At 67.5% G+C, this 13,195-nt stretch carries 12 protein-coding genes; 5 read left to right on the top strand and 7 right to left on the bottom strand.

What is annotated here, in order from left to right; all coding sequences use genetic code 11:
• Positions 1-43: 43 nt before the first annotated feature.
• From Ssi02_RS20750 to Ssi02_RS20740, 3 genes are read right to left on the bottom strand one after another with little or no spacing between them, the layout of a single operon-like run.
• Complete coding sequence (locus tag Ssi02_RS20750; protein WP_204027840.1) at positions 44-943, bottom strand: ABC transporter permease; 900 nt, start codon at positions 941-943, stop codon at positions 44-46.
• Positions 933-1,871, bottom strand: coding sequence for a nickel ABC transporter permease (nikB, locus tag Ssi02_RS20745; protein ID WP_204027839.1), 939 nt, complete (start codon positions 1,869-1,871; stop codon positions 933-935). Before nikB ends, Ssi02_RS20750 begins: the two co-directional genes overlap by 11 nt.
• Positions 1,872-1,929: 58 nt before the next feature.
• Positions 1,930-2,418, bottom strand: a complete 489-nt coding sequence (locus Ssi02_RS20740; RefSeq protein ID WP_204027838.1) for an Lrp/AsnC family transcriptional regulator — start codon at positions 2,416-2,418, stop codon at positions 1,930-1,932.
• A gap of 123 nt (positions 2,419-2,541) precedes the next feature.
• On the opposite strand from Ssi02_RS20740, the gene Ssi02_RS20735 reads away from it, so the two are divergent.
• From Ssi02_RS20735 to Ssi02_RS20715, 5 genes are all read left to right on the top strand, one after another.
• Positions 2,542-3,585: an ABC transporter ATP-binding protein gene (locus tag Ssi02_RS20735; protein ID WP_204027837.1), complete on the top strand. Its 1,044-nt coding sequence runs from the start codon at positions 2,542-2,544 to the stop codon at positions 3,583-3,585.
• Entirely contained in the window at positions 3,585-4,637 is a 1,053-nt protein-coding gene (locus Ssi02_RS20730) for an ABC transporter ATP-binding protein (protein WP_204027836.1), read from the top strand. The genes Ssi02_RS20735 and Ssi02_RS20730 overlap by 1 nt, the downstream gene beginning before the upstream one ends.
• An 8-nt stretch (positions 4,638-4,645) precedes the next feature.
• Complete coding sequence (locus tag Ssi02_RS20725) at positions 4,646-6,097, top strand: aldehyde dehydrogenase family protein (RefSeq protein ID WP_204027830.1); 1,452 nt, start codon at positions 4,646-4,648, stop codon at positions 6,095-6,097.
• A gap of 468 nt (positions 6,098-6,565) precedes the next feature.
• Positions 6,566-6,820, top strand: coding sequence for a hypothetical protein (locus tag Ssi02_RS20720; RefSeq protein WP_204027828.1), 255 nt, complete (start codon positions 6,566-6,568; stop codon positions 6,818-6,820).
• Positions 6,821-6,925: 105 nt separating this feature from the next.
• Positions 6,926-7,450 (top strand): hypothetical protein, encoded by a 525-nt coding sequence (locus Ssi02_RS20715; protein WP_204027826.1) that lies wholly within the window; start codon positions 6,926-6,928, stop codon positions 7,448-7,450.
• A 717-nt stretch (positions 7,451-8,167) separates the two neighbouring features.
• Here the strand turns inward: Ssi02_RS20715 and Ssi02_RS20710 are convergent.
• From Ssi02_RS20710 to Ssi02_RS20695, 4 genes are all read right to left on the bottom strand, one after another.
• Positions 8,168-8,449 (bottom strand): SDR family oxidoreductase, encoded by a 282-nt coding sequence (locus Ssi02_RS20710; protein ID WP_204027824.1) that lies wholly within the window; start codon positions 8,447-8,449, stop codon positions 8,168-8,170.
• Positions 8,450-9,281: 832 nt separating this feature from the next.
• A complete protein-coding gene (locus Ssi02_RS20705; RefSeq protein WP_204027822.1) occupies positions 9,282-10,172 on the bottom strand; it encodes a glycoside hydrolase family 19 protein in 891 nt (296 codons plus the stop codon).
• Positions 10,173-10,526: 354 nt separating this feature from the next.
• Positions 10,527-11,513: a BtrH N-terminal domain-containing protein gene (locus tag Ssi02_RS20700; protein WP_239129214.1), complete on the bottom strand. Its 987-nt coding sequence runs from the start codon at positions 11,511-11,513 to the stop codon at positions 10,527-10,529.
• Positions 11,514-12,080: 567 nt separating this feature from the next.
• Positions 12,081-12,971: a glycoside hydrolase family 19 protein gene (locus Ssi02_RS20695; RefSeq protein WP_204027820.1), complete on the bottom strand. Its 891-nt coding sequence runs from the start codon at positions 12,969-12,971 to the stop codon at positions 12,081-12,083.
• Positions 12,972-13,195 lie beyond the last annotated feature (224 nt).

Raw genomic sequence — 13,195 nt, 5'->3', positions numbered from 1 at the left:
CCTCCGTGTCTCCTGTGCGTCTCCCGCGCGTCTTGCGCCGGGCTCAGCGGCCCGCCCGCCCGCGCAGCCGCGGGTCCAGCGCGTCGCGGAACGTGTCACCCAGCAGGTTGAAACCCAGAACGGTGATCATGATGCACATCCCCGGCACCAGCGACGGCCACAGCGACAGCTCCATGAACGCCTTGCCCGACGACAGCATCGACCCCCACGACGGCTGCGGCGGCTGCACCCCGAGCCCCAGATAGCCCAGCGACGCCTCGATGAGGATCGCGTAGGCCAGGCTCGTGGTGAACTGCACCGCGATCGGCGCCACCGAGTTCGGCAGCACATACTTGAAGATGATGCGGGCGTTGCTCAGCCCGACCGCGTGAGCCGACTCGACATACGGCTCCTTGCCGACCGACAGCGCCGTGCCCCGCACGATCCGCGCGAAACTCGGCACGAACACGATCACCAGCGCCAGGACGAGGTTCTCCGTACCCGGCCCCCGGGCGGCCACCACGGCCAGCGCCAGCAACAGCGTGGGGAAGGAGAACAGCACGTCCATCACCGGAGTGATCACACCGTCCATCACACCCCGGAAATATCCCGCCAGCAGACCCAGCAGAACCCCGATGACCCCCGCACACGACACCACGATCAGGCTGACCGTCAGCGACGTCCTCGCACCGTAGAGCGCACGGCTGAGCAGGTCACGGCCGGCCTCGTCGGCCCCCAGCGGGAACACGCCGCCAGGCGGCGCCAGACGCTGAGCCGACATCGCGGTGGGATCGTAGGGCGCCAGCAGCGGGGCGAACACCGCCGCCAGCGTCATCACCACCACGATGACCACCCCGACCGCGCCGATGCGGTCCCTGACGATCACACGGAGCAGATTCCGGCCGCCGCGGCGCGCGACCGGCGGCGGCCCGGGCGCGGGCACGGGAGCGATTTCAGTGACCACTGCGAAGCCTCGGATCCAGGTAGACGTAGACGAGGTCCACGACAAGGTTGACCACGACGTAGAAGAGGGCGAGGAACAGAAGAGTGCCCTGGACCACGGGGTAGTCCCGCTGGGTGATCCCGCGGATCACCATCGTGCCAAGGCCCGGCCACGAGAAGACCTGCTCCACCACGACGGTGCCGCCGAGCAGCGCCCCCGCCTGGATGCCCAGCACCGTGACCACAGGGATCAGCGAGTTGCGCAGTGCGTGACGGGTGACGACGACGGTCTCGGCGAGCCCCTTGGCGCGGGCGGTGCGCACATAGTCCTGGTTGAGCACCTCCAGCATGCTCGACCTGGTCATGCGCATGCTGATCGCGGCCAGGCTCGCACCCAGGGTCACGGCGGGAAGGACGAGGTATTGCAGGTCGGCGAGGCTCTCTCCCGACCCCTGGGAGGGCAGCCACCCCAGGGAGACCGAGAAGACGTAGACGAGGAGGATGCCGAGCCAGAAGTTGGGGACGGACAGCCCGATCAGCGAGACCAGGCGCGACGCCGCGTCCAGAACGCCGTTGCGCCTGGTGGCGCTGATCACCCCGAACGGAATCGAGATGATCACCGACACCACCAGGGCGGAGACGGCCAGGAGCAGCGTGGCGGGGAAACGGTCCATGATCTCGTCAAGCACGGGCTGGCCGGTGCGCATCGAGGTGCCGAGATCGCCTTGGAGCAGGTTGCCGAACCAATGCAGGAACTGCTCGTGCACCGGCATGTCCAGCCCGAAGTAGCGGCGCATCTCTGCTTCGACCGCGGGATCGGCGAAATCCTCACCCATGATCGAGCTGATGACGTCTCCGGGGATCATCCGGATCACGAAAAACGAGATGATCGAGATGCCGAGTAAGACCGGCACGACCGAGACCAGGCGGATCAGCATGATGCGCAGCAACGGTCAACTCCCAGGTGCGGGGGTGGAGCAAGACCACCCGGGGTCGGATCACATGTGACTAGGGGACGGTGTCGTCTTCGTCGGTGGCGATGTCCCGGGCCCACTCGTGGACCCGTTTGGCGACGCGCAGCACCATGAGGGTCCGGCTTTCCATCAACCCGTCCAGGTTGCCCAGCCGTTCCGTCCAGAAGGTGCGCATCTCGTTGCTCGACGCGAAGTAGCCGACCGCGACGATGTCGAACTGGCCGGTCACGTGGTAGACGTAGGAGATTTCGGGCATCGCGACGAGCTGCTCGATGAGCTGCTCGGTGGCGCCGGGAACACTCTGTATCTCAAACAGCGTGTGCACGGGACGACCCATGAACGACGCGCTGGGAATCACGGCGAAGTGCAGCTGGCCTTCGGCCACGAGTCTCTCCACCCGCCGCCGCACAGACCCCTCCGACAGTCCGACCTTGGCGGCAAGCGCCACGTTGGTCTGCCGTGGATCCCGAACCAGCTCGCGGATGATGCTGCGATCCTTCTCAATCGAGCTCTTCGACGCCATGATGTCCAATCTGGAAAAGTGTCGTAATTCGGCGTTCTGGTGAGCCTAGACGACGATGATCGGATGTGCAACACTCCCAATTGACGAATAGCGACACTTTCATGGTGCACACCAGGAGGTTCGATGCCCCTGCTAGAGGTGCAGGACCTACGTACCGAGTTCCGCGCTGCGCAAGGGTCGGTCACCGCTGTCGACGGAGTGTCGTTCAGCGTCGACGCAGGCGAGATGGTGGCCTTGGTAGGGGAGTCCGGCTGCGGAAAATCCGCCACCGCTCAATCGATCATGGGACTGATCGTGCCCCCGATCGGACGGGTCACCGGAGGAAAAGTCCTCTTCGAAGGACGCGACCTGCTCACCATGAAACCCCGCGAGCTACGCGCCGTCCGGGGCAAGGGCATCGCCATGATCTTCCAAGACCCCATGACCTCACTCAACCCCGTCCTCACCATCGGCAAACAACTCACCGAATCCCTGCGCCTCCACCTCTCACTGAACGGCAGAGCCGCCCGCGCACGCGCCATCGAACTCCTGGAAATGGTGCGAATCCCCGCCCCCGAGACACGCCTCAGCTCCTACCCCCACCAGTTCTCCGGCGGCATGCGCCAGCGCGTCATGATCGCCATGGCCCTGTCCTGCCGGCCCCGCCTCATCCTCGCCGACGAGATCACCACCGCACTCGACGTCACCATCCAGGCCCAGATCCTCGACCTCCTGCGCGACCTCGCCGCCGAAACCGGCACCGCCGTACTGTTCATCACCCACGACCTCGGCGTCGTCGCCGGCATGGCCGAACGCGTCAACGTCATGTACGCCGGCCAGATCGTCGAACGCGCCACAACCGCCGAACTCTTCCACCGCCCCCAGATGCCCTACACCTGGGGACTGCTCGGCTCGGTACCCCGGCTCGACCAGGCACGCGGCGGCAAACTCCGCCCCATCGCCGGACAACCCCCCGAACTGTCCGCCATGCCCACCGGCTGCCGCTTCCAGCCCCGCTGCACACACGCCCACGACCTCTGCGCCGAATCCCCACCGGCCCTCACGGCGGCACGCGGCGACACCGGCCACGCCCAGCTGACCCGCTGCTGGGGCATGCAGGACGTACCTCGAGGCGGCTGGCTCTCCCTCGACGACCGGCACGCCGACCAGCCGAAGCAGGAGAAGTGATGTCCCACCCGACCCCGGCCGCCACCGTCGCCGCACCCGGCGACCGCCCGGCCCTTCTCCAGGTACGCGACCTCGCCGTCGACTTCAAAGTGCCGGCCAAAGGCTCCCTGCGCCCCGCCAACCTGCGCGCCGTCGCCGGCGTCGACCTCGACGCCTACCGCGGCGAGATCCTCGGAGTCGTCGGCGAATCCGGCTGCGGCAAATCCACCACCGGCCGCGCCATCCTGCAACTCCTCAAACCCAGCCAGGGCACGGTCACCTTCGACGGAGTCGAACTCACCGCACTCGGCCGCGGCCGCATGCGCGCCATGCGCCGCCGCATGCAAATGATCTTCCAGGACCCCTACGCGTCGCTGAACCCGCGCATGACCATCGGCGACCTCATCGAAGAACCCCTCCTCGTCCACTCCCGCGCGACCGCCCGCGAACGCCGCGCCAAAGCGCTCACCACCATGGACCTGGTAGGACTCAGCACACGCTGGCACGAGCGCTACCCGCACGAACTCTCCGGCGGCCAGCGCCAGCGCGTCGGCATCGCCCGCGCACTCGTCAGCGACCCCGAGTTCGTCGTCGCCGACGAACCCGTCTCCGCCCTGGACGTCTCCATCCAGGCCCAGATCGTCAACCTGCTGGAATCACTGCAGGAAGAGCTCGGCCTCACCATGATGTTCATCGCGCACGACCTAGCCGTCGTACGCCACCTCTGCGACCGCATCGCCGTCATGTACCTCGGCACCGTCGTCGAGACCGCCGGCTGCGAAGACCTCTACACCCGGCCCCGGCACCCCTACACCCAGGCACTGCTCTCAGCCGTCCCCATCCCCGACCCCCTGATCGAGACCGAGCGCCGGCGCCGCATCCTCAAAGGCGACGTCCCAAGCCCGCTCAACCCGCCCACCGGCTGCCGCTTCCGCACCCGCTGCTGGAAAGCCCAGGACATCTGCGAAACCCAGACACCGGCCCTCACCTCCGAGGCCGCGGGCCACCAAGTCGCCTGCCACTTCCCCGAACCACCCGCGCCGGAACCGGCAGCACCCCCGGCCCACACGTAAGGCCCCCCATGACCGCCCAGCCCCCGCCCGCACCCCACTACCTCAACCTCGTCGACGGCCGCTGGATCGACGGCGACCGCCGCACCGACACCAACCCCGCCCGCCCCGGCGAAGTGGTCGCCGAATACGCCCTGGCCGACCGGGCCACCGTCCAGGAGGCCGTCGACGCCGCAGGCCGCGCCCAGCCCCACTGGGCCGCCGCACCCGCCGGGCAGCGCCTGGAGATCCTGGACCGCATCGGCACAGCCATCCTCGCGCGCACCGACGAACTCGCCGTCCTCCTCTCCCGCGAGGAAGGCAAACTCCTCGGCGAGGCCCGCGCCGAGGTGACCCGCGCGGGCCAGACCTTCCGCTACTACGCCCACCAAGTGCTCCAGCCGCAAGGGGAGCTCTACTCCAGCACACGCGAACGCGCCCACGCCGAGGTACGGCGCCGCCCCCTGGGCGTCGTCGGCGTCATCACCCCGTGGAACTACCCGTGGGCCATCCCCGCGTGGAAAGTCGCCCCCGCACTCGCCTACGGCAACGCCGTCGTACTGAAACCCGCCGAACTGGTCCCCGCCTCCGCCGGCGAACTGGCCCGCGTCATCGCCGGCTCCGGACTGCCGCCGGGCGTGTTCAACCTCGTGTACGGCACCGGCCGCGTCGTCGGCGAGGAACTGCTGACCTCCGGCGGGATCGACGGCATCTCCTTCACCGGCGGCACCGACACCGGCCGGCACATCGCCCAGCGGTGCATCGCGCACGGCAACAAGCGGTTCCAGCTGGAGATGGGCGGCAAGAACCCCCTCGTGGTGCTCGACGACGCCGACCTGGAGGTCGCGGTGCGCTGCGCCCTGGACGGCAGCTTCTTCAGCACCGGGCAGCGCTGCACCGCCTCCAGCCGGCTCATCGTCCAGGCCGGCGTCCACGACCGGTTCGTGGACGCGCTCACCAAGGCCACCAAGGCCCTGCGCCCCGGCGACCCGCTCGACGAGCGCAGCCACCTCGGCCCGGTGGTCAGCGCCGACCAGCTCGCCAGGAACCTCGAATACATCGAGATCGGCCGCCGGGAGGGCGCGACCCCCGTCGCCGGGGGAGACCACGCCGCCGAGGAGGGGCACTTCATGCGGCCCACCCTGTTCGCCGGCGCCGGCAACGACATGCGGCTGGCCCGGGAGGAGATCTTCGGCCCGGTGAGCTGCGTCATCCGGGTCGACGACTTCGACGAGGCGATCGAGGTGGCCAACGACACGCCGTTCGGCCTGTCGTCCGGCATCGTCACGACGTCCCTGTCGGCTGCGGAGCGCTTCAAACAGGTGTCCCGCTCGGGCATCGTCACCGTCAACCTTCCCACCGCCGGCACCGAACTGCACCTGCCCTTCGGCGGCACCGGCGCGTCCAACCACGGACCGCGCGAACAGGGCACCTACGCCCGCGACTTCTACAGCGTGCCGGTCACCTGCTACACGGGGTGGTGAAGCACACATCCCGCTGGCCGGCCGCCGGGGCCGGCGAGCGCGGCGTTTCGCCCCTTGCGGGGCGGGGCGGACGTCCTCGCCGTCCGCCTTTCAGCGGCGCCGCCCCGGAGTGGGGTCCGCCGTGCGGCTGAGGCAACCTGCCGGGTGCGCCGGGGCCTGTGTGGCGCATCCCGTGGTTCTTCGCCCCCCAGTAGATCAACGCGGAGCTCCCTAACGATCACGTCAGGCAATGGTCATGAAGGTAAAGTTTTCGTGAGCGCGTTCTCATGTGCGACGACCACCTCGACCGGTCGTTCGCCCTGCTCAGTCCACATCTGTTCACAGCTTGCATACGGTGGTTCAGTGCTGGTCAGGCTGGCAATGGCTCTCCAATAGGCCGGGCGTGTCGCCGGGGGAGATTGATAACTTCGCGGTGCCTGAAGACGGGCGGCCCCGCCGTCCGGGGCATGACGACGCCAGGAGAATCGCATGATCACTGTGACCCCTGAGAGATTCGCCAAGCTGGAGGCACGCGTGAAGGTGCTCGAACTGTCCAAGAGGGTGACCACCCTTGAGGTCGGCCAAGCGGAGCTCGTCCAGAAGTTCACCGTCCTGGAGACAAGCCAGGCCGAGCTGTCCGAGAAGGTAACCACCTTCATCACCAAGTCGACTGAGACGCAGGAATCCATCGCCGCCCAACTCAACGACCTCACCCTGCTCGTGAAGACCGCACTCGCCCGCTAACCGGATTCCGAAAGTGGCATCGGGGTCCGCCTCCAACTCATACTCGGACCCCGCGCCCAGGACCCCCACACACAGCCAGACACTCCGCCACCCTGGAGAAACCACATGCAAGGCCCCGAAGCCTCCGCAGCTCACAACCACGAAGAGCAGCATCAAGAGATCCCGGCCGACAGGGCCGAGGTGCAGGCAGTCGGCCTCGAAACCGCGCTGACTACGCTGATGGCCCAGCTCGCGGACCTGCAAGCGGGGCAATCAGCCCTGAACGCCCAGCACGCGACCATGGCAGCGGGGCTCGCCGATCTCCGCGCCGGGCAATCCCAGTCCGCCACCCGGCAGAACAACTTCGCCGCCCAGCTCGCCTGCCTCACCAACGACCTGGCCCACCTGCGCGTGAGCCGCCCCGACCTCAGCCACCGGTTCACCGACCTCGGCGAAGACCTCGAAGACCTCCGCCTCGGCCAGTCCGCCCTCGCCGCCCAGCAGGCCACCACCGCGGCCTCCATCGCAGGCCTCAGAGCCGGACAGGCCGACGCGGCGGGCAGGATCTCCGACGTGCAAAGCGGCCAGGCGACCCTCTCCGCGCAAATCACCGACCTCACCCAACTCGTGAAAATCGCGCTCGACAGCTGACGGCGCCGTCAACCCCCCGGACACCGGCGGCACCGCCTCCACCCGCGTCCCCGTCCCGGCCTCAGGCGAACCGATCACACACGTGCCCCCGAGCTCCGCCGCCCGCTCACACATCGACGCCAACCCCACCCGCGCACGCAGGATCCGCTCCCGCGAACGCCGCAGATCCGCCGCCCCCAGCACCGCGTGCGTGACATCCGCGCCGCACGGCGCAGCCGCACGCACCAGCCGCTCCGAATAGGCGGCCGAGAACCGGCGCGGCCCCGGCGGCCCGATCAGCATCCGCCCCACCGGCCCGCCCCTCCGGCGGGTGAGCCGCCGAACCCGCGCCGGAGAACGACCCGCCGCCCCCGAAGCCGCATCACCGGCCCCACGCCCGCCCGAGAGCGCGCCCCCCAAAGCTCCGCGCCAGACAGCCTCGACAGGGGACACCTCTTCCGCCTTAAGGCATATGTCGCACACGCGCACGATCACCACATGCTTTCGGCGTACAGAGTCCGACAGGCGGGGAGCGCGTACGGCGAAGCCAGGGGAGGGGGCCATCAACCGGCTAGGCCAATTACGGGCCGATCACTCTCCGTAGCCATCCGTGGACGCGGTCGCCGCGCGAGGCCGGAACGCCGGCGCCCGGCGCGGCGGCGAGGAGCTCTTCAATGGAGTCGCGGCAGGGGAGAGGCCCGCGCAGGATGACGCGGTCCCGGCAGGGCCGCACGCCCGTCAGAGCTTGAAGCCGCCGGAGACCTCGATGTTCTGCGCGGTGATCCAGCGGCCGCCCTCGGACAGCAGGGCCGCGATCACCCGGCCGACGTCCTCAGGTTCACTGATGCGGCCGAGTGCCGTCCTGGCGGCGAGCGCGGGGATCGCCTCGGAGTGCTTTTCGAACGCCTCGTCCGCGATGCGGGTGCGGATGGAGCCGGACGCGACGGAGTTCGCCCGGATGCCGCGAACGCTGAACTCCTTCGCCATGTAGCGGGTCAGCATGACAAGCCCGCCCTTCATGATCACAGAATCTTGATCAGCGCAGCCTGCAGACCGATGCTCGCGGTCTTCTGCACGATCCTCTCGATCTCTGCTCCCGGTGCACCAAGCCGGGCGTACGGCACGGCCCGTCACCACCCGCACGACAACGCCACATCCACACACAGCACCCCTACCAGCCAAAAGAATGTCATACCGGACAGAAGCTGAATTCTGTCCGGTATAGCAATAGGTGGAAATCGGATGCTTTTCACCCCTGCGCCTCCGCCTCGAACTCGCGACTCAGCCGACTTCTCAAGTCGCCCACTCCCCGCCACGCCGCAGCGGCGAACCGCGAACAGGAAGCGAACACACGACGCCGACCGTATGGATCTTGACGAGCACGGCGGACCCCACTAAGCGATCTTGGTTGCAGTTGATCAAGACGCCGAGGAGCTCACCACTGGCACACGAACGGCGGGCGGCTGCGCGATCCCCCCGGAGCCGCGCCTTCCGCCCGCCGCACGAAAACACATCCGGCGGAAAAGCCGCGCGATTTTAAACGCGCGCCCTCCGCCGCACAACTTGAGGCATACACCCAAGTGAGCCTCGTTTAAAACCGCCCCACTCCCCCGCGGAACCGTCTCCATAAAAACGATTTCCACCGTCAGGGAACCGGCACCTCCACCGCGTATGCGGAAGAGGGCCCAGGAAACACCCGGGGCTTCATCCCTCTCCCCCGGCCGCCATTCTCAGACCTCATGAGGGCGCCGATCACAGTCGGCCGGGTTTGAAGAAGCTCGACCCGGCTCCCTCCCCGTGCAAGCGGAAGGAGAGCCGGGCCGAGTCCCGCCCGGCGGCGGGACTTCAAGTACTAGCAGCGCAGGTTGTCACCCGGGGTCACACCGAGGATCTCGGTGAACCGCAGGTAGTTCCTCACGCGGTTCTCGACCTGGCGCGGGTTGCCGCCGTTGCACTCGAGCGTGCCGTTGATGCTGCGGATGGTCTCCCCGAAACCGGGACCGCCCACCATGGCCTGGTGCGGGGTCATCGTGCCGGGGCCGTTGGAGGTCATCCAGTACCAGATGCCGGTAGCCCACGCCACCTGGGCCTCGTTCTGCACGAGGTTCGGGAAGTTGAGCAGGTCGATGTCCAGGGCGTCGCCCGCGGTCTTGTAGTTGTAGTTCCAGCTCAGCTGGATCGGACCGCGACCGTAGTAGGACGAGCGACCGGCGGGGCAGCCGAACGACTGGTTGTCGTCGCAGTAGTGCGAGTAGTTCGCCGTGTTGACCTCGACGATGTGGAACAGGCCGCCGGTCTCGTGGCTGACGTTGGCGAGGAAGGCGGCCGCCTCACGCTTCTTCGTGGTGTCGTCACCGGTGCCGGCGAACGCCGGGTAGGCGCTCAGCGCGGTGACCAGGCCCTTGTAGGTGTAGAAGGGCTTGCGGTTCGGGAACATCTGGTTGAACTGCGCCTCACTCACCACGAAGCTGCCCTCGCGGTTGTCGCAGACGCCCTTGTCGGTCCAGTTGTTCGAGATGCCGCCGGGAACGTTGTCCTTGTTCCACCACTTGGCGCGCCAGTTACGCCCGTTGTAGGACGCGATCAGGCCGCCCGCGTACGCCTTGGAGGGGTTCCACTCCTCGGCGCAGATGGGGGTCGGGGCCGGAGTGGTCGCTGAGGCGGAGGCTGTCGGAAGGATAGCCGCCACCGTGCCCGCGAGTGCCAATGCGGAGAGGGAGGTCAGGATGCGACTCTTAACCATTTCTTAACTCCTTTGTACGGCTGAGCCGTACATGAAAACGACAAAGAACCGACTCCGCTGGATGGTGACTGCGAGCGGGCCCAAATTAATGGAGATCACCACCATGAAATCGACGATAATCAATCGGAAGTCGATCTGGTGCGTCAATAGGTCTGCGGCATCGTTGTGCATAACGCACTCCCCCAAGCTCAGGAGGCCCTTGGGGCACCCCGGCCGCGCCGCTCCACGTGTCGCCCGCGACGAGGCGGCCAGGACGCCTGGAGGTGTTCGCCGAGGGGCGGCCGGCGGGTCCTGGCCGACGATGAGGGGCAGTTCCGACCGGTGAGGGTCGCCGCCGGGAGCGGCAGAGCAGAGCTACAGCCGGCGCAGCACCTGCATGGCGTCGCTCTCGATGCGCGAAAGATCGCGGAGGATGGCGGCGGCCTGCTCAAGGTGCCCCGCGTCGCCGCTCTCCCCCGCTTTCGTGATCAAGGTGGCCACGTCCGTCCACAGGGTGGCTGCCTCGGCGTACAGCTTGTGGCCGGCGCGGAGGCCGGGGTCGTCGATCAGCTGCACGCACTCGCCGAGGAAGTCCCGGTAGAGGGCGCGGAACAGGCCGCCGCCGGTGCCGGCTTTCTCCATGAGGGTGGCGGCCTGCGGCAGGTCCTGCTGCGGGTTCTGGGTGCGCCGCAGCCATGCGGGCACCTGTTTGGCGGCCTTCTCGATGCCGCGGTGGCCGAGGTTGGTGATGGGGGCGGACAGGAAGGCGCCGGCGCAGTCCCTGACGGCGGGGACGATCTGGTCCTGCCAGCGGGGCGGGTGTTCGGGCAGGGTGATGGTGAAGGATCGGTTTCTGGCGGTCATCGGGCCGCGTTCGGACCGTGCCATGGCCAAGCTCGCCCTGCTGGTGCGCACCGCTCCCCCCTGTTGGCGGGTGTCCACCAGGTGGACGTCGTGCTCGTCGTAGCCGTACATGGCGACGACGTGGCCGCCGAAGTGCACCTTGGACCGGAAATAGTCCAGGTGATAGGAGTCGAGCTGGAGTGCGACCGGCCGACCGGCGTCGATGGGGGCGGCGACGTTCTCCCACGCCTTGCGCGCCGAGGTGGTCTCCTCGACCAGCAATGTCAGCCCCAGCCTGGCGGTCAGGTTTTTGGTGAGTTCGAAAGGCTTGACGCGGCCGCCGAGAAAGGGGAACGCCATGGCCTTGCTGTCCCAGTAGATGAAGGACAGGCCCGATCCCAGCCCGAACAGCATGGGCTCGGACAGATCAAGCCCCTCGTGCCGCAGCAGCACCCCCAGCGCCGTCGTCTCGCAATGATGCAGGCCGCGGGCCTCGATGTCCTTCACGGTGGCCAACACACCGCTCCCCTCACACGCTCTGTCCTTGCTCACCCCCGCATCGCCAGGGGCAGGTATTCCAGCATGAGGCCTCCTGAGGGGGGAGAGTCCAGTCGCCCGGGCACCGCGTCTCCGGCAGCCGGATCCGTGTCCGTACTACCGCAATCACCCCCGCTCCCCCACCCGCCGCCGACTTCGAAGGAGGTTCTCCGGGCAAGGGGGGCGAAACCCAGTGAGGGAGCACAACGACAAGGGATGGCTCAGCCGTACGGCGCCCCCGGATCGCTCACGCGGGCAGCGGCAGGCCTGAAATCCCCCAGGCATGCGGCGGCGCAGAGGACAACATGCGGCACCCGCCCGGGACTCTGAAAATGAAATCCCTCCGCCTTAACCAGGACTCTCTGCATTCAAGCACGCTTAGAACCGGTTTCCCTCCCCTGCCCTGGAGAGAGGAGAGAAACCGGTCATGAGAGCGATTCACATCATGGGAGCAACGGCATCGACCGGACGGCCGAATAACCGCTTCGAAACGCGCTAACGCATGTCAGAATGCGCAGTGCCGCCCCGTCCCCTCAACCATCACGCCGGTCAGCAGTAGATGTTGTCACCCGGTGGCACACCGAGGATCTCGGTGAACCGCAGGTAGAGCCTGACGCGGTTCTCGACCTGGCGCGGGTTGGCGCCGTTGCACTCGAGCCTGCCGTTGATGCTGCGGATGGTCTCCCCGAAACCGTGCTTGCCGACCATCGCGGTGTGCGGCGTCATGGTGCCGGGGCCGTTCTGCGTCATCCAGTACCAGATGCCGGTGGCCCAGGCGACGGACGCCTCGTTCTGCACCAGGTTGGGGAAGTTGAGCAGGTCGATTTCCAGGGCATCACCTGCGGCCTTGTAGTTGTAGTTCCAGCTCAGCTGGATCGGGCCGCGGCCGTAGTAGGACGAAAGGCCCGCGGGGCAGCCGAACGGCTGCTTTTCATCGCAGTAGTGCGAGTAGTTCGCCGTGTTGACCTCGACGATGTGGAACAGGCCGCCGGTCTCGTGGCTGACGTTGGCGAGGAAGGCGGCAGCCTCCTGCTTCTTGGTGACGTCGTCCCCCGTGCCGGCGAACGCCGGGTAGGCGCTCAAGGCCGTGACGAGGCCCTTGTAGGTGTAGAAGGGCTTGCGAGACGGGAACATCTGGTTGAACTGCGCGTCGCTCACCACGAAGCTGCCCTCGCGGTTGTCGCAGGCACCCTTGTCGGTCCAGTTGCCGGAGGGGCCACCGGGCACGTTGTTCCTGTTCCACCACTTGGCGCGCCAGTTGCGCCCGTTGTGGGACGCGGTCAGGCCGCCCGCGTATGCCTTGGAGGGGTTCCACTCCTCGGCGCAGATCGGCACAGGGGCCGGGGTGGCGGTCGCCGCGGAGGCGGCGGGCAGGGCGGCCGCGAGCGTGCCCGCTACCGCCACCGCCGACAGTGACGCCAGGATACGACTTTTTAACATTTTGGTTTCTCCTTCAGGTGGCAGGCAACCACCCTTGAAACGACATCAAAGCAATCTCGGACAGCGGAGAACTGCGATCGGCCCATATGAATGGAGAACTCCGCTGCGAAATCCGACCACAATCAACAGGAAGCCGATCAGGCACGTCAATAGGCCCGCAGCAACGTTGTGCATAAGGTGTCCCCCGGTTTTAAAATCCGATTCGCAACACTCCCCCGCCCAGG

This window comes from Sinosporangium siamense (assembly GCF_016863435.1).
GTDB classification, from domain to species: Bacteria; Actinomycetota; Actinomycetes; order Streptosporangiales; family Streptosporangiaceae; genus Sinosporangium; species Sinosporangium siamense.
This window is presented reverse-complemented; position numbering and strand designations above follow the sequence as displayed.